The organism is Aureimonas sp. Leaf454 (assembly GCF_001424685.1).
Classification (GTDB): Bacteria; Pseudomonadota; Alphaproteobacteria; order Rhizobiales; family Rhizobiaceae; genus Plantimonas.
Window position 1 is genome coordinate 537,310 of the sequence record NZ_LMQT01000001.1, and the last position, 16,167, is coordinate 553,476.

14 protein-coding genes and 1 tRNA gene are annotated in these 16,167 nt (G+C 67.4%); 2 read left to right on the forward strand and 13 right to left on the reverse strand.

Features of this window, described 5'->3' with window-relative positions:
• Positions 1–4 precede the first annotated feature (4 nt).
• Positions 5–781 (reverse strand): histidinol-phosphatase, encoded by a 777-nt coding sequence (gene hisN, locus ASG43_RS02360; protein WP_056499747.1) that lies wholly within the window; start codon positions 779–781, stop codon positions 5–7.
• A 302-nt stretch (positions 782–1,083) separates the two neighbouring features.
• Complete coding sequence (locus tag ASG43_RS02365) at positions 1,084–1,986, reverse strand: N-formylglutamate amidohydrolase (protein ID WP_156386356.1); 903 nt, start codon at positions 1,984–1,986, stop codon at positions 1,084–1,086.
• A 185-nt stretch (positions 1,987–2,171) separates the two neighbouring features.
• Here ASG43_RS02365 and ASG43_RS02370 point away from each other — a divergent pair, with 185 nt between their 5' ends.
• Both ASG43_RS02370 and ASG43_RS02375 read left to right on the forward strand, forming a co-directional pair.
• A complete protein-coding gene (locus tag ASG43_RS02370; RefSeq protein ID WP_056499749.1) occupies positions 2,172–2,537 on the forward strand; it encodes a response regulator in 366 nt (121 codons plus the stop codon).
• A gap of 112 nt (positions 2,538–2,649) precedes the next feature.
• A tRNA-Val gene (locus ASG43_RS02375) sits at positions 2,650–2,724 on the forward strand.
• 679 nt (positions 2,725–3,403) lie between these two features.
• Here the strand turns inward: ASG43_RS02375 and ASG43_RS02385 are convergent.
• The 11 genes from ASG43_RS02385 to ASG43_RS02435 all read right to left on the reverse strand — a co-directional run bounded on the left by ASG43_RS02385 (position 3,404) and on the right by ASG43_RS02435 (position 16,132).
• Positions 3,404–4,246 (reverse strand): Cof-type HAD-IIB family hydrolase, encoded by an 843-nt coding sequence (locus ASG43_RS02385; protein ID WP_056499754.1) that lies wholly within the window; start codon positions 4,244–4,246, stop codon positions 3,404–3,406.
• Entirely contained in the window at positions 4,243–5,715 is a 1,473-nt protein-coding gene (gene zwf / locus ASG43_RS02390) for a glucose-6-phosphate dehydrogenase (protein WP_056499756.1), read from the reverse strand. Before zwf ends, ASG43_RS02385 begins: the two co-directional genes overlap by 4 nt.
• A complete protein-coding gene (gnd, locus tag ASG43_RS02395) occupies positions 5,715–6,710 on the reverse strand; it encodes a phosphogluconate dehydrogenase (NAD(+)-dependent, decarboxylating) (RefSeq protein ID WP_156386358.1) in 996 nt (331 codons plus the stop codon). Before gnd ends, zwf begins: the two co-directional genes overlap by 1 nt.
• Before the next feature lie 47 nt (positions 6,711–6,757).
• Positions 6,758–8,860, reverse strand: coding sequence for a transketolase (gene tkt, locus ASG43_RS02400; RefSeq protein WP_200939465.1), 2,103 nt, complete (start codon positions 8,858–8,860; stop codon positions 6,758–6,760).
• A 187-nt stretch (positions 8,861–9,047) separates the two neighbouring features.
• Positions 9,048–10,277: an amidohydrolase family protein gene (locus ASG43_RS02405; RefSeq protein ID WP_056499760.1), complete on the reverse strand. Its 1,230-nt coding sequence runs from the start codon at positions 10,275–10,277 to the stop codon at positions 9,048–9,050.
• The gene (locus tag ASG43_RS02410; RefSeq protein ID WP_056500999.1) at positions 10,274–11,812 is read right to left on the reverse strand and encodes a gamma-glutamyltransferase; all 1,539 of its coding nucleotides are present in this window, start codon (positions 11,810–11,812) and stop codon (positions 10,274–10,276) included. Before ASG43_RS02410 ends, ASG43_RS02405 begins: the two co-directional genes overlap by 4 nt.
• Positions 11,813–11,972: 160 nt before the next feature.
• Positions 11,973–12,164, reverse strand: coding sequence for a hypothetical protein (locus tag ASG43_RS02415; RefSeq protein WP_056499762.1), 192 nt, complete (start codon positions 12,162–12,164; stop codon positions 11,973–11,975).
• Positions 12,165–12,376: 212 nt separating this feature from the next.
• Positions 12,377–13,546, reverse strand: a complete 1,170-nt coding sequence (locus tag ASG43_RS21965) for a PHB depolymerase family esterase (protein ID WP_082490627.1) — start codon at positions 13,544–13,546, stop codon at positions 12,377–12,379.
• A gap of 25 nt (positions 13,547–13,571) precedes the next feature.
• Positions 13,572–13,988, reverse strand: coding sequence for a hypothetical protein (locus ASG43_RS02425; RefSeq protein WP_056499764.1), 417 nt, complete (start codon positions 13,986–13,988; stop codon positions 13,572–13,574).
• 172 nt (positions 13,989–14,160) lie between these two features.
• Positions 14,161–15,048 carry an NAD(P)-dependent oxidoreductase gene (locus tag ASG43_RS02430; RefSeq protein WP_200939452.1) on the reverse strand — a complete coding sequence of 296 codons (888 nt, stop codon included), beginning with the start codon at positions 15,046–15,048 and terminating at the stop codon, positions 14,161–14,163.
• A gap of 85 nt (positions 15,049–15,133) precedes the next feature.
• Positions 15,134–16,132 carry an ABC transporter permease gene (locus ASG43_RS02435; RefSeq protein WP_056499766.1) on the reverse strand — a complete coding sequence of 333 codons (999 nt, stop codon included), beginning with the start codon at positions 16,130–16,132 and terminating at the stop codon, positions 15,134–15,136.
• Positions 16,133–16,167: the final 35 nt, after the last annotated feature.

Genomic DNA, 16,167 nt, shown 5'->3' on the forward strand with positions numbered 1-16,167 from the left:
GGCGTCAGCCGTTGAGAATGGCCATCGCCGCGGCGTGAAGCTCGGGCGTCGCGGCCGCGATCACGTCGCCGCCGCGCTCGGCCCGCTCGCCGGAGAAGGTCGTCACGATCCCGCCGGCCTGCTCGATGATCGGGATCAGCGCCACGATGTCGTAGGGCTTGAGGCCCGGCTCGATCACGAGATCGACCTGTCCCGCGGCGAGCATGGCGAAGGCGTAGCAGTCGGTGCCGAACCGCGTCAGCCTCGCTTGGCTCTCCAGAACTTCGAACCGCTCAAGACGCGATCCCGTGAAGAGTCGCGGCGTCGTCGTGAAGACCGTCGCGGCGGAAAGCGCCGTCACCGGCCGCACCGCCAGACGCCGCAGTCCGCCGGGCCCGTCGCTCCAGGCCGCCGTGCCGTCCGCCCAGAAACGCTCGCCGATATAGGGCTGCGACAGGATCCCGATCCGCGCGATGCCATCCACGGTCAATCCGATCAGCGTGCCCCAGAGCGGCATGCCGGAGATGAAGGACCGCGTGCCGTCGATCGGGTCGATGACCCATTGCAGGGCTCCCTCGCCGGAAATGCCGAACTCCTCGCCGAGGATGGAATGGCTCGGATAGTCTGCCGCGATCAGCGCGCGTATCGCCGTCTCGGCGGCGCGATCGGCTTCGGTCACGGGATCGAAGGCATCGACGAGCTTGTTGTCGACCACCCCGTTCATGCGAAACCGCGGCAGGGTCTCGGCGGCCGCCCTCTCGGCGAGGCGCAAGAGGAAGTTCGCGTCCGGCAGGGCGTTCATCGATGATCTCCTGAGAGGGCACGCCGATCGGGCGCCTCCTCCTAATCCCGCGGTGGCGTCGGCGCAACGCAACGACGCGCCGCGCTGGATCCGGCTTTCGGATCCGGAGACACAGAAATACTTACTTGTTCGCTTAAATCATATTTGTTGACAGATCTTCGCACCGCACATAGTTTTTGCATTGCGGCAGGTCACTCCTGCCGCCGCCCTTCCCGGGGCGTTTCCTCCCTAGACTCAGACCGCGCTGCCCCAACAGTGCGGTTTTTTTTCGCCTGTCGGCGTGGGAGAGAACCGGCATCGGTCTATTCGGCAGCCGCCGCGAACCCGAAATCCGCACCGATGGCCGCTGCGAGTTCCGTCACGAAGGACGCGAGGTCGGCGCGCACGCGATCGAAATTGTCGGTCGGCACGTATCGGCGCTCGTCCGAATAAAGACCGCGATTGATTTCGATCTGGACGGCGTGGAGGCCCAGGGCCGGCTTGCCGTATCGCTCGGTGATGTAGCCGCCGGCATAGGGCTTGTTGCGCGTGACGTCGTAGCCGAGGCGCGACAGCGAGGTGACGACCTGCGCGACGATTCGGCCGGACGCGCTGGTTCCGAACCGGTCCCCGACGACGATGTCGGGCCGCCGGCCGCCAGGCAGCGCCCGCACGGTCGACGGCATGGAATGACAGTCCAGCAGGAGCGCGATGCCGAATCGATCCCGCGTCGCCTGGATCAGTCCTTCGAGGCAGGCGTGAAACGGCTTGTAGATCCTGTCGATCCGGTCGAGCCCCTCCGCGACGGACAGGCGCGCGCGGTAGATGTCCTCCTTCTCCGCGACGATTCGCGGGATCGTCCCGAGCCCGCCCGCCACGCGCACGGAGGCGACATTGGCAAAGACCGGCAGGTCGGCGTCGAACATCTTGGGGTCGAGCTCGTAGGGCTCGCGGTTGACGTCGAGAAAGGCGCGGGGAAAGCGCGCATAGAGGAGCGGCGCACCGAACGCGGGAACGAAGTCGAAGAGCTGATCGACGAAGAGATCCTCAGAGCGGCGGATCGCATCCGGCGAAAGACGCGTCGCCGCCATGAAATCAGAGGGATAGACCCGGCCGCTGTGCGGCGAGGAGAAGACGATCGGCAGATGCTGCACCGGCGGCCGAAGGATCTCGAAGGCAGGGCATGCGCCCGCCGAGGTCTGGAGCGTCGGTATCGTTTCGGACAAAGCGGGCCCTTCACGGTCTCAAGCATCATGGCCGGTCTGGCGGCATCCTTGAAAATATGTCTTGGATGGCCTGCCGTCACTCATTCGTTTTAGAATTTGTCAGAGGGATCTGGTAGAAGAGACGGCGTGCAACATCGAACAGGCCGCCGAGACACGTCGCCGCGGCGCTTAGGGACCTCAAGCGAATGTCCAAGATCCTGCTTGCCGAAGACGACAACGACATGCGGCGCTTCCTCGCCAAGGCACTGGAAAAGGCCGGCTACGAGGTCACGGCCTACGACAATGGCGGCAGCGCCTACGAGCGTTTGCGCGAAGAGCCCTTCTCGCTGCTGCTGACCGACATCGTGATGCCCGAGATGGACGGAATCGAACTGGCCCGCCGCGCCACCGAACTCGACCCGGATCTCAAGGTGATGTTCATCACCGGCTTCGCCGCCGTGGCCCTCAATCCCGATTCCAAGGCTCCCAAGGACGCCAAGATCCTGTCCAAGCCGTTCCACCTGCGCGAGCTGGTCGAGGAAGTCGGCAAGATGCTGGAACAGGCCGCCTGATCTTTCACGCAAGGCGCGGTCGTCCACAGGCCAAATGAGGTCGCTTGCGACTTCTTCTCGAAGGGCACTTGACGGCCGCTCGGGTCCTGTGGTCTACCCCGCTTCGTCGGATGGGCGTGTAGCTCAGCGGGAGAGCACTACGTTGACATCGTAGGGGTCACAGGTTCAATCCCTGTCACGCCCACCATCCTTATCAAGGGCTTAGCTGGAAACGGCTAAGCCCTTTTTCGTGGTCGGTGCCAGATGGTGTCGTCCGGTGGTGCGAGGGAACCGGACCGGGTTTGCCGGAGGCTTCCACACGTCAGCCTGTGGAGCCAGGACGGGCAAGGCGACGGAGACACATCCGCCCGAGGGACGCGAACCCTCCGTGCGGATCGTGCTGGACCTTCACGGCAAGCCCGCCTCGCCATGGGCGGCGATCGGCTCGGCGGCGCCGAAGATCGGATGCAGGGGCTCGACGCTTCGCGGGCGGGTCCGCCAAGCGGAGTGCGGGCAGCGCCTCGAGCCGGCAGGACGAGCGAAGAGCGATGCAGGGGCTGATCGGCGAATCCGGACGCGGGCGATCGGCGCGATTCGGCGGGTGGCCTCAAGCCGGGGCTCCTCGATCGTGCTGGCGCCGATGGGATCGAGCGGGCCTCGTCCCTGCATCCATCGCAGGGCGTCCACCGGGGCGACGATGTCATCCGCGGAACCGCCCATGCGAAGGTGACGATCGCCCCTCGCCCCATGCCCGGATGCTCCCGGTTGTGGTCGACGGATCGGCGGGGACGGTCGGCGTCGCGTCGAAGGATCCCGGCGCCACCGTCGCGACCGGCCGCGCAACCCGGTTCGACCGAACCGGCGCGCCGCGTCGTCCGCTCGTCGCTTCAGTTTCGCGACGAAACGATGCGGTCGAGGAAAGCCGCGACGCCGTCCGCCGAATTCGACAGCGTGGCGGCGTGGGCTTCGGCCTTCACCTCGACCGGAGCCTGGCCCATCGCGACAGCGAGGCCGGCGATGCGAAACATCGGCACGTCGTTCGGCATGTCCCCGAGAACCGCGACGGCGGACAGCGGCACGTCGAAGGCCCCGGCGAGTTGCCGGACGCCGTGCCCCTTGTCCGTCGCCGGTGCCGTCGCATCGAGGTAGTAAGGCTGTGATTTCGCGATCGTCGCGCGCTGTCCGAAGCGCGCGATCAGGATCGCTTCCGCCCGCTCCAGCCGCTCGGGATCGTCGCAGACGCCCTGAACCTTGTCGGCTCGACCCAGCCAGCGGCCGAAGTCCTCGGCGAGGACGGGCTCCTGGGCCGCCGCGACGATCTCCTGGCGGATGTGCGGCATGTCCAGCCTGCGGGTCATCCACCGGCCGTCCGCGAAGAGCCAGACCGGGATGTCGAGACCGTCATAGGCCTCGACGATGCCGCGTGCGACGTCCTCGTCCAGATGATGCGCCTCGACGATCGCCCCGCCCGGCCGGAAGATCGTCGCACCGTTGAAGGCGCCGACGGGGGTCTCGAGCGACAGGGTCTCGATCAATGCGGCGAGGCCGCTCGGCGGTCGCGCGCTGATCAGCGTGAAGCCGATGCCGACCGCCCGCAGCCGGGCCACGGCCTCGACCGTGGCGGGCGCGAGCGACTTGTCCGGCCGCACCAGCGTGCCGTCGATGTCGGACACGACGAGACGGATCGCGGCGAGCCGGCTCTCGTCGAGGCCTGCGCAAGAGCGGATCATCCCAGCCGATGCCATGCGCGGCCCTCGCGGCCGATCAGGCGATCGGCCCCGGCCGGTCCGGCACCACCCGCCTCGTAGGTCTCCACCTCGCCGCCGGACACCCATCCCTCGAGAAAGGGCTGCACCGCGGCCCAGCCGCTTTCGATCATGTCGGCCCGCTGGAACAGCGTCTGGTCGCCGACGAGCATGTCGTAGAGGAGGGTTTCGTAGCCCGTGGAACGTCCGACCTTGAACCGGTCCGCATAGGAAAATGCGAGATCGACGGGGACGATGTCGATCCGTGGCCCCGGCTTCTTCGCCGAGAGGCTGAGCGACAGACCTTCGTCGGGCTGGATCTGGATCGTCATGATGTTCGGCGGGAGGCGGCTCGCCGCCGTATCGTGGAAGAGCGCGTAGGGCGCCGGCTTGAAGGCGACGACGATCTCCGTGTCGCGGGCCGACAGGCGCTTGCCCGTGCGCAGAAAGAACGGCACGCCGGCCCAGCGCCAATTGTCGACATAAAGCTTCAGCGCGACATAGGTCTCGGTCGAGCCAGCGGGATCGACATTCGGCTCCGCATCGTAGGCCACGACCTCCGTCTCGCCGCTGCGGCCGGTTCCGTAGCGTCCGCGGGCGGAGTACTGTTCCGCCTCGTGCGGCTTCACCCGCCGGATGGCCTCGATCACCTTCGCCTTTTCCGTGCGGATCGCCTCCGCGCCGAATGAATTCGGTGGCTCCATCCCGATCGCGGCGAGCAACTGGAACAGATGGTTCGGCACCATGTCGCGCAGCGCGCCCGTGGCGTCGTAATAGCTTCCCCGCTTCTCCACGCCCACCGTTTCGGCGGCCGTGATCTGGACATGATCGATGTAGCGGTGGTTCCAGACGGCTTCGAGCAGGTTGTTGGCGAAACGCGTCACCATGATGTTCTGGACCGTTTCCTTGCCGAGGAAGTGGTCGATCCGGTAGATCTGCGTCTCGTCCGCCACCGCGAGAAGCCGGGCGTTCAGCGCCCGGGCGCTGGCGAGATCGTGCCCGAAGGGCTTCTCGATGCAGATGCGGCGGAAGGCGCCGTCCCGCTCTTCGAGGAGCCCGGCTCTACCGAGCCGCTCCGCGATCTCGCCGAAGAACTTCGGCGCGACGGCGAGATAGAAGCCGGCGGACCCGTGACCGATGTCGGCGAGCTTCGCTCCCACGGCCGCATAGGTCGCGTCGTCGAGGAAGTCGCCCTCGACGTAATGAATCCGCGACTGGAGATCAGACCAGGCCGGGCCGCACTCCTGGCAGAACTCACCGAGCGTCTCTCGCAACCTGAGATCGTCGCCGGGCTCGAAGGAGACGCCGAGAATGGTGAAGTCTCGGGCGAGCAACCCGTCGCGCATCAGGTTGGCGAGCGAGGGCACGAGCAGGCGGCGCGTCAGGTCGCCCGTCGCGCCGAAGATCACGAGCGTCGCGGAAGGGGCGGTCCCCTCGTCGGACACGGCGAACATTATTGCGGGATCTCGACATGCCCGCCGAAGCCGAAGCGCATCGCCGACAGGAGCCGGTCGGCATAGGAATGTTCCTCCCGCGACCGGTAGCGGGCATAGAGAGCGGCCGAAAGGACGTTGACCGGAACCGCCTGCTCCATCGCGGCATGGATCGTCCAGCGTCCCTCGCCGCTATCGGCGACGCGGCCGGAAAACTGCTCCAGCGACGGGTCCGACACCAGCGCCTCCGCGGTGAGATCGAGGAGCCAGGAGGAGACGACGCTGCCGCGCCGCCAGACCTCCGCGATGTCCCGAAGGTCGAGATCGAAGCGCTCGTCCTGCGGGAGCGCATCCGAATTCTTCGTCTTCAGGACGTCGAAGCCTTCCGCATAGGCCTGCATCAGCCCGTATTCGATGCCGTTGTGGACCATTTTCACGAAATGTCCGGAGCCGGCGGGACCGGTGTGGATGTAGCCGCGCTCGGCCCGGTCGTCGGCGACGTCGCGTCCGCGCGTCGGCTGCACGTCGCCCCGGCCGGGCGCGAGGCAGTCGAAGATCGGATCAAGCCGGCGCACCGTCTCGTCCTCGCCCCCGATCATCATGCAATAGCCGCGCTCCAGCCCCCACACGCCGCCGGACGTGCCGACATCGACGTAGTGAAGCCCCTTGTCGGCCAGAAGCTTGGCGCGACGGATGTCGTCCTTGTAGAACGTGTTGCCGCCGTCGATGACGACGTCGCCGGGTGCCGCGATCTGGACGAGGCGCTGGATCGTCGCCTCCGTCGGATCGCCCGCCGGCAGCATGACCCAGAAGATCCGCGGCGCGGCGAGCGCTCCGGCCATCGATTCCAAGGCGTCGACGCCGGTCATGCCCTCGCCGGAGAGAAGCGCGACGGCGTCCGGCGAACGGTCGAAGACGACGCAGTCATGCCCGCCCCGCGCCAGACGGCGCGCGATGTTGGCGCCCATGCGCCCCAGCCCGATGATCCCGATCTGCATGGAAGATGCCCTTTCCATTGATGCCGGAGACGGCGGGGCAGGCCCGCCGCCGCGGATGTCCGAGGTTACGCCTGGCCTTGCGCGGCCCGCGCCGCGATCTGCTCGCGGGCGAGCTTGACGACGTTGTCCGCGGTGAAGCCGTATTTCGCCTGGAGCTTGGCGATCGGCGCGGAGGCGCCAAAGGTCGACATGGTGACGCTCGCGCCCTTCGCGCCGACATAGCGGTCCCAGCCGAGCGAGCCGGCCTGCTCCACCGCGACGCGGGCCATGATCTCCGGCGGCAGGACCGTGTCGCGGTAGGCCGCGTCCTGCTTCTCGAACAGGTGCCAGGACGGCATCGAGACGACGCGCGATCGCACGCCCTCGGCCACCAGCCGCTCATGCGCCTCGAGGCAGAGCGAAATCTCCGATCCGGTTCCGATCAGGATCACCTCCGGCGTCTCGTCCTGGGCGCCCGCCAGAACGTAGGCGCCGCGGACCAAACCGGATGCCGCCGCATAGGTCGAGCGGTCGATGGTCGGCAGCGGCTGGCGCGAGAGGATCAGCGCGGAGGGCTCGTGCGTCTGGCCCATCGCCACCTTCCAGGCCTCCGCCGTCTCGTTGGCGTCGGCCGGCCGGATCGTGTTCAGCCCGGGAATGGCGCGCAGGCTCGCCAGTTGCTCGATCGGCTGATGGGTCGGCCCGTCCTCGCCGACGCCGATCGAATCATGGGTGAACACGAAGACGACGGGAATCTCCATGATGGCGGCCAGCCGGATCGGCGGGCGCATGTAATCGGAGAAGACGAGGAAGGTCGCGGTGTAGGGGCGAAGATAGGACAGCGCCATGCCGTTGGCGATCGAGCCCATCGCATGCTCGCGGATGCCGAAATGCAGATTTCGGCCGCCATAGTTGTCGCCACCGAAGGAGCCGGCCCCTTCGAAGGTCAGCAGCGTCTTCGTCGAGGGCGCGAGGTCCGCCGATCCGCCGGTCACGTAGGCGACCCGCTCGGCGATGGCGTTCAGCACCTTGCCGCCGGCATCACGCGAGGCGACCCCCTTGGCATCGGCCTCGAAGCTCGGAATTGCGGCGTCCCAACCCGCAGGGAGCTTGCCCTGCCGCATCGCCTCGATCTCGGCGCCGAGTTCGGGATGAGCCTCGGTATAGGCGGCATAGCTCGCCTCCCAGGCCTTTCTGAGCTCCCGGCCCCGGTCCGCGACCGCGCCGTGGACGAAGTCGGCGACGCCATCCGGCACGTGGAAGCTCTGGTCTTCCGGCCAGCCATAGGCGCGCTTGGCGCCCTTCACGTCCTCGGCGTCGAAGGCCTCGCCATGCGCCTTGGCCGTGCCCTGCTGCTTCTGGAGTCCATAGCCGATGATGCTGTCGACGACGATCAGCGTCGGCCTGTCGTCGGTGCGGCGGAACGCCTCGAACGCCTGGCCGATCGCGGCGGCGTCGTTGGCGTCGGACACATGGATCGTGTTCCAGCCGTAGCCGCGGAATCGTTCGGCGACGTTTTCCGAGAAGGCGAGTTCGGTCGAGCCCTCGATCGAGACGCGGTTGTTGTCGTAGAGCCAGCAGAGGTTGGATAGCTTGAGATGCCCGGCGAGCGATGCGGCCTCGCCCGACACGCCTTCCATCAAATCGCCGTCGCCGCAGAACACGTAGACGTCGTGATCGAAAAGGGTCGTGCCTCCCACATTGTAGCGCGCCGCCAGGTGACGCTCGGCGATCGCCATGCCGACGGAGGTCGCGCAGCCCTGACCCAGCGGGCCGGTCGTCGTCTCGACGCCCGTCGTCATCCGATATTCGGGATGGCCGGGCGTCTTGGAGTCCAGCTGTCGGAAGGCCTTGATGTCGTCGAGCGACACGGCGGGCTTTCCGGTCGGCTTCCCGTCCGCGTCGATCTCCCGGACGCCCGCGAGATGGAGGAGACCATAGAGAAGCATGGAGCCGTGGCCGACGGACAGAACGAAACGGTCGCGGTTCGGCCAGTCCGGCCGGTCCGGATCGTAGCGCAGGTGCTTCGTCCAGAGTTCGACGCCGGCTGGCGCGAGGCCGAGCGGTGCGCCGACATGTCCGGAATGCGCGTTCAGCACCGCGTCGGGCGTCAATGTCCGAATGGTATTGACCGCCAGCGTTTCGACGGAACCTCCGCCTGGCCGTGTGTCGTTGCCTGTTGCGCTCATCATCGTGCCCTCCGTTCGCAAGGCCAAATAGGCGCAGCACCGACGATGGCGATGGCGAAAAACGAAGGTTTCAATCGATTTGAACGGTGGTAAGGCTGGCTTGCTTGACCGCATCGGTCATCCAAATGCCGGATGCGCCGCTCGTGGAGGTCGCAAGACGGCATGCCGGCGCAAGCGCTCCGGGCTTCTAGGAGCGAAGAAGGCGGGGACGTCCGGCTTCGAACGTCTTCACCCCCGCTTTCCATCCGCGCACCGCCCGCGCAACGGTCCGCACGGCATCAGCGGGTCCTGCAGCGTCGAGCAACACGATGTCCGCAGGTCCCCCGATCCGACATCCGTGCCCGGCGCCGAGAAGCGTCGCGGCGGTCGAGCCGACCATGTCGAAGATGGCGGCCATCTCCTCCTCGCGCGACAGCTGCAGGACGTTGGCATAAAGGTTGGCCATCCGGATCAGCGACGCATCGCCGAACGGCGTGAACGGGTTGAGGATGTTGTTGCTGGCGATCGACGTCACCGCACCCTCGGCCGCGATCCGATGGGCCGGCGCGATTCCGCGCGGCACGAGCCGGTCCGATCCCCGGCCGTTCAGGAAGAGATCGGTCGCGGGAAGCACGGTCAGCGCGATGCCGGTGCGGGCGAGGCGCCGGCCGATCGCGGCGACCTTGTCCGGGGCCATGGCGGAGAGGTTCGTGACGTGGCCGATGGAGACACGGCCGGCCCAGCCGCGCCGTCGCGTCTCCTCGATCACGGCGGGAAGGTTCGTGCTGGCGGGATCGAGGTCGAAGTCGAGGTGGAAATCCACCGCCGTGCCGTGGCGTTCGGCGAGATCGAAGATGTCGGCGATGTGCCGGCGCGGCTCGGGATCGGTATAGGGGCAGCCGCCGACGAGATCGGCACCGCGCGACAGGGCCTCGTCCAGCATACCGATCGTCTCCGGCTCGTTCGTCAGTCCCTCCTGCACGAAGGCCGCGATGTCGATGTCGATGGCGAAGGCATAGTCCCGCTTCACCCGGAGGATCGCCTCGAAAGACCGGAACCCCGCGCGCGGATCGATCTCGACGAAGGTCCGCATCCGGTTGGTGCCGTGGAGGATCGCCGCCTCGACGACGGCGGAGGCGCGGCGGTAGACGTCGGCCTCCTCGAACCCGGCCTTGGCCCGCGCCGTCTCGCGCACCGCCTCGCTGAGCGTGCCTTCGCAAAGGGTGCAGCGGCCGAGAATGCCGGCCTTGTCGAGATGGATATGCGTCTCCACGAAGCCGGAAAAGGCAAAGCAACCCTCCCCGTCGGCCTCATCGGTCGCCTCGCAGCGAAGGTTCGGGCCGATCGCCGCGATCCGGCCGCCTGCGATGGCGATGTCCTGCAGGTCCTCGCCGACGACAAGGCGGACATCGCGCAGGAGAAGATCGAACCTCGTCATGATCCAACCCCGATCGCGCAGCCGTCGCTGCGTGGATCGTGCGCACCCGCGATCGATCCGTCCGCCGCGATGTGGATGATGCCGGCCTGTCCCCCGAGCGGGCTGAAGGACTCGATGGTCGAAATGTCGTGCCCTCGGGCGGCAAGATCGCGAACCACGGTCGCGCCGGCATTCGCTTCGATCTTCAGCGTGTCGCGGCTGTCGGAAAACGTTCGGCCGAGCAGGAAACGCGGCTGGGAGAGCGCCGCGAGCGGATCGAGCCCGCGGTCGATGATGAGGCTGAGAAGGAGCGAAAGGGTCTGCGGCTGGCCGTCGGCGCCTTGCGTTCCGTAAAGGAGAGAGGGCCGGCCGTTGCGCAGCGCGATGCCGGGATTGAGCGTGTAGAACGGCCGCTTGCCCGGCTGCAGCGCGTTGGCGCTTCCCCGGTCGAGACTGAAGGCCGCGCCGCGATTGTGCCAGAGGATCCCGGTATCGCCCACGAGCCAGCCGCTGCCCCAGTCGAAATAGGTGCTCTGCAGCATCGAGACGCAGCGCCCCTTGGCATCGACCGCGCCGAGGAAAGCGGTGTCGCCTGTCTGGAATCGATGCGGCCAGGATGTCGCTCGCGCCGGATCGATCGCCGCTGCCTTCATCGCAAGACGGATCGGATCCAGACATTCGGCAGGCGACACGGTTTCGAAATCGGGATCGCCGATCCCCCCGCGGTCGAGAAAGGCCTGCTTCACCGCCTCGACGAGCCGATGATAGAGGTCCGCGCCCTCGATCCCGGCGGGAGACGGTCCGAGTTCCCGCAGGATGCCCATGATGGCGAGCGTCGTCACCCCTTGGGTCGGCGGCGGCGGCGCTAGCAGCCGGTGATCTCGATAGGCGAGCGAGAGCGGCGGCCCTTCGCGGGTGCGCGTCCGAGCGAGGTCGCGGGCGGTCAGCGGAGAGCCCGCCGCGGCAAGGCCCTTGGCGAGGCTCGCCGCGAGTTCGCCCTCATAGGCGTCGCGAGCGCCGTTCCTCGCGATCTGGTCCAGCGAGCGGGCGAGCGCGGGCTGGCGTTGAAGACCACGCGCGACGAAGGTCTGCGAGAAGCCGGGCCAATCCGCGGCTTCGCGCGCGCGAAACCCGTGCCAGAACGCCTGCGACGAACTGGCGTCGAAGCCGTCCGCGGCCAGCGATATCGCGTCGTCGAGGAGCGCCGGCAGCGTCAGGCGTCCCGCCCATCGCGCCGCGGAATGCTCGAGGACACATCGCCAGCTGTCGACGAGGCCGGCGCCGGTCAGCATGGACAGCGGGCCGCGCACGGAAATCGCCTCGTCCGCGCCGAAATCCGGCAGCATCTCGGCCGCCTGCCCGATGCCGAGGAAGCAGGTCGCCGCCCCATCGCCATCCGCCACGAGCCAGACGGCGTCGCCCCCGAGTCCGCAGAAATGCGGGTAGACCACCGACAGGACGGCGCCAGCCGCGACCACGGCCTCGATCGCCGTCCCGCCCGCTTGCAAGACCTTGGCGCCGGCTTCGCTCGCCAGGACATGCGGCGTGGTCACCATGGCGCGCGTGGACGTCGCGGCGAAAGGACGGGAGGTCTTCGAAGTCAAAATCTCGTTCCGCCAGCATGGATGATCCGCCGACCGAACGTCCGCGACCCCGGATCATCTTCGACGATGACGAGCGCAAGCGCCAGACGGATGGCTCCGGCCGTCCGGCTCTTCAGTGCTGGGTCGACAAGGCTGCCGTCTGCGACGGCCAGACCGTCTCAGCGGCGGCCTGCGAGGGTTCAGGCCTCGCCGTCGATGCCGACGAGGCATGCTGCGGCACGAAGGTCAGAAAGCCCACCATCGCGATGGCGCCGAGGAAGGCTGCCCAGTCGCAACAGGCCGTGATCGTGCGTCTCGTCGTCATGCCGTCCCCTCTCCGCGCAGCCCGAAGGCGACGTCTGGACCGTACTATCTACTCTTTCGATAGACGGTTGAAGGAACGGAAGACCCCTTGCGGCGTCCTTTGCGCAAAATCCGTCGCGCGGTTGTCGATTTCGAGAACGATCCGGTGCGTTTCTGCGCGGATCAGGGTTTCGGGACCGGCACCGGCCCTCCCGGCCCCACGCGACCGCGCCGTCACGACCGGCCGTGGTTCTCCAGAAAGAAGCGCAGCATTTCCCGAGAGGCATCGGGACCGGCGGGATCGCTATGACTGCCGGCCGCGTCGCCGCCCGACCAGGCATGGCCGAGACCGTCGATCCGCCAATATTCCAGCGCCGCGCCACCGCCGCCGCCGGTTGGTCGCGTGAGCCGCGTGTAGGAGCGACCGCCGGCACTGCCGGACTTGACGACGTCCTTGGCGGTGCCGGCCGACGCCGCGCCGGCGACGGCCTCGCCGTTGGCCGGATGCACGGTCCGGTCGCCGTCCCCATGCACCACGATCAGCCGCGGGCCCCTGCCTGCAGGCACCGCGGCCGGCGGGACCCTGCCGCTCCGCATGACCGACAGCGCCGATCCGACATCGCTGGCCGCCCCATGCGGCAGGCCGGAATGGACGCCGACGGCGGCGAAGAGTTCGGGATAGGTGGCCCCGAGGACCGCCGCCATCGCTCCACCCGCCGACAGTCCGGCGACGAAGACGCGGTCGGCGTCCACCGAATGCGCGGACGCGATCTCCGACACGATCCCGGCGAGAATGGCGGGCTCCCCCTCGCCCCTTCGCTGGTGCGAGGGATCGAACCAGTTCCAGCAACGCTGGACGTTCGCGCCCTGCGGCTGCTCTGGATAGGCGACGAGAATGCCCGCCTCCTCGGCCAGCGCGTTCATGCGGGTTCCCCGCGCGAAGTCCTCGGGATTCTGCGTGCAGCCGTGCAGCATCACGAGCAGCGGACGGGGTCCGTCCGGCAGCGCCGCCGGCACGTAGAGCCGGTAGGCGCGCGAGCCCGCCGGCCCCGCATGGACGTGGCTCTCGAACCGTGCGCCCTCCGGCGCGACAGGCGGCTCCGTGCGGCCCGCCGGGGGCGGCGTGAAGCGCGGCCGCCCGGCCAGGATGGGCGCGAGCTTTTCGGCAAGGGCAGCCGTCAGGCCCGCGGGACCCGCCGCACGCCGCGTCGCCTTCGCCGCATCCGTCGTCGTGCTCTCCGCCGTGCCCTCGATCGTCGGACCCCTATGGGACGAGGATCCCGGCGCTGGCGCGGATCGCCCCTGGCCGAGCGCTTCGAGAATCGTGGACGTCGCCTTGCCGAGCTGCTGGCTGGAGACGAGAGCGCGAGCGTCGCGCATCAGATCGGAATAGGTCTTCGTCATGGCCATGTTCCCTCGGGCGATGCCGTCAGCGGATGCGGTCGGACAAGGCCGCCTTGAGTTCACGGCTCGCCTGGAGCGCACCGAGAACGGTGATGGAGCCGATCGCCGAGCGGGCGAGTTCGACCGAGACATCCTCGTCGATGGTGACGAGGCCGAGAACGCGAATGTCGAGGCGCCGACCGGAATCGCGAGCCGCTTCCAGATCCGCGCGTCCAAAGCGCCGAAGCCCCAGATCGAGGGACAGGTGATCGGCGGATTTGCGCAGACGGTCGTCATGGATGTCCAGCTGACGCCGGATGGCGGTCCGGATGAAATCGCTCCGATTGGCGAAGAAGCCCTCGCGCACCAGAAGATCGATGCCGCCCAGATCGACATAGCCGAGATTCAGCGTGAGCTTCTCCGAGTCGGCACAACGCTCCTGAAGCGCGGATTTGCGAGGCATGAGAACTCCAAATACCATCCACTTGGATGATAGGTGGTTCATGCTGCACTGCAGCACAAGAGGGTAATGCGAAAAGGGCCGAAGCGTTGCCGCTCCGGCCCTCTTTCTTCCCGTCGTCACCGCGTGTGGCGAAACCGAGCGATCGGAACGCCGACCCTCGGCTACAGCGCTCTCAGACGTATTGGCGCCAATCGTGCTCCTCGCGGAACCCCAGCATCTCCCGGATCTTCCGGTTCGACAGCGGCGCTTCCCGCTCGCCCATCTCGCGCGTCACCGGAATGTTCGGACAGTGTTTGGCCAGGAACTCGGCCGTCGGCATGTCCGCCGTGATCGTGTCGTTCGTCGCGTTGAAGATCTGGAAGCCGAGACCGTCGGTCTCGATGCAGCGATGCACCATCTGCCCGAGATCGCGCGCGTCGATGTAGCTCCAGGCATTGCGTTTGCGCGACATCGGGTCCGCCATGAAGCCGGGGAACATGCCGTATTCGTGCGGCTCGATCACGTTGCCGATGCGCAGAGCATAGATGTCTGCGCCCGAGCGCATCGCGAAGGCGCGGGCGGTCTTCTCGTTCAGAAGCTTCGACAGGCCGTAGCTGTCCATCGGGTCGCTGTCGTAGGTCTCGTCCAGCGGGAACGAGTGGAAGTCCTTGTCGCCTTCCGCGAAGCAGACGCCGTAGGTCGTCTCAGAGGAGGCGATCACGATCTTCTTCACACCGAGCTTCACCGCCGCCTCGATGACGTTGTAGGTGCCGACCGTGTTGATGCGGAACGTCTCGTTGTCCGGTTTGATGAGGACGCGCGGCACCGCCGCGAAATGAATCACGGCGTCGGGCGCGGCCGGCAGACGGCCGGCATCGTAGCCCTCGAAGCCGAAATGCGTCGACAGCGCGTTGAACATCTGACCGCTGTCGGCGATGTCGGCATAAAGCGTGTTGACGCCGGGAACGTCGATCGGGGCGAGATCGACGTTGAGCACCGTGTGGCCCTGGTCGACGAGATACCGCACCGCGTGGCGGCCGGCCTTGCCGGACCCGCCGGTGAAGACGATTCGCTTGCTCATGATGATGATGGTGTCCCTGCTGGATGCAGCGAGCGGCGAACGCCGTCCCGCGCGAATGTTCATGGGAAAGGTCGTCGACCCCGCCTCAGTTCCGCGAACGGAGCGTCCGGACGCGGTCGAAGAGCACGGCGAGGATGATCGCGCCGCCGATGAAGGTGCCCTGCCAGAACGCGTTGATGCCGAGCAGCCCGAGGCTGTTGCGGATCACCTCGATGAGCGCGGCGCCGACGATCGCACCCGCCGCCGTGCCGATCCCGCCGACGAGGTTGGCGCCGCCGATGACCGAGGCCGCGATCACCTGCAGTTCCATCCCCGTGCCGATATTGGTGGTCACGGCGCCGAGCCAGCCGGTCTGGATGATTCCGGCGATGCCGGCCGAGAGCGACGAGATCATGTAGACCGCGACCTTGATCGGCTTCACCGGAACGCCGGTGAGGGTGGCGGCGTGCTCGTTGCCGCCGATGGCGAAGACGTAGCGGCCGAACCGCGTCCAGCGCAGGACATAGGCGGTGATGAGCGCGAGGACGATCATGTAGATGACGGGATTGGCGATCCCGAAGACATACGCGCCGCCGCCGAGCGAAAGCAGCGTCTGGTGATCCGGCCCGAACTCGAAGACGACCGTGTTGTTGGAGGCGACCATGGCGAGGCTGCGCGCCACCGACAGCATGCCGAGCGTCACCACGAAGGGCGGAAAGCCGAGATAGGCGATCAGCACGCCGTTGAACGCGCCGACGGCCAGCGCGGTCGCGAGCGAGGCAGCGATGCCGGTGCCGATTCCGTAGCCGGCATGCATGGTGACCGCGAGCACCATCGAACAGAGGCAGAGCGTCGAGCCGACGGAGAGGTCGATCCCGCCGGAGATGATGACGACCGTCATCCCGAGCGCGACGATGGCGACGAAGGTGACGTTGCGGGTGATGTTGTAGAGGTTCTTCGTCGTGGCGAAGCTGTCGGTCGCGAACGAGAGGAAGAGACAGGCGCCGAGCACGGCGAGGAGCACCCAGAAGGTCTGGCTCCCCACCTGCGCCGACAGCCAGCTCCGCTCGCGCTGTTGGATGGTCTGGTCGAGGGTAGTGGACATCCGTGCCGTCCTTGGGTTCCGAGCCGCCGCGTCCG